The organism is Mesorhizobium sp. M0659 (genome assembly GCF_040320605.1).
In the GTDB taxonomy this organism is placed as follows: Bacteria; Pseudomonadota; Alphaproteobacteria; order Rhizobiales; family Rhizobiaceae; genus Mesorhizobium.
This window is the reverse complement of the sequence record NZ_JAMYPY010000061.1, coordinates 1-665: the sequence shown is the minus strand read 5'-3', so window position 1 is coordinate 665 and position 665 is coordinate 1. Positions and strand designations below refer to the sequence as shown.

The following is a 665-nucleotide window of genomic DNA, read 5'->3' as shown; positions in this document are numbered from 1 at the left end:
TTCACCCAACGTGAACTCCTTGCGGGGGCCGGCGTTCCAATGCCTGCTTATCGCGTGGCAGTGAATGCGACGGAGGTTGAAAGCGCTGCCGCGGAGATCGGCCTGCCGGTGATTCTCAAGCCAACCGTTGGCGGCGGCAGCAGTGGTGTCCGATTGTGCCGCAATGTCGATGAGCTAGCCGAGCATACGGCCTATCTGTTGGGCGGAAAGCACATACGGGTGCCTTCGCCAACGCAGCGCAAATGGCAGTCCTCGCCGAGAATACTGGTCGAAGAATTCGCACAAGGCCCCCATTATCTCGCCGACATAATGGGAGATCAGATCATCGGGATTGGCACCGCTGACTTCGGCCCTCCACCGCATTTCGTCTATCGTGAGTCCACCATTCCGGCCCCGCTGACTGATGATGAGCATGAGCGTATCGCCGATGTTTCGCTGAGCTGTTTGCGAGCTCTCGGCCTTGATTGGGGGCCAACGGGCATTGAATGCAAGTGGACGACGCGTGGCCCAGTCGTCATTGAAGTCAATCCGAGGCTTCATGGCACGCCCACTGCCCAACTGGTTCAGGCGGCTTACGGTGTCGATCTCATCACGGCGCACATCAAACTTGCGATCGGCCACGAATGCGATTTGCGTAGAAGGCATTCTTACATTGCAGGCGCGCG

1 protein-coding gene is annotated in these 665 nt (G+C 58.6%); it reads left to right on the top strand.

Annotated elements, in window-relative coordinates:
- Positions 1–665, top strand: a 665-nt coding sequence (locus NKI31_RS31795) for an ATP-grasp domain-containing protein (protein WP_352653454.1), incomplete at both ends; no start/stop codon positions are given.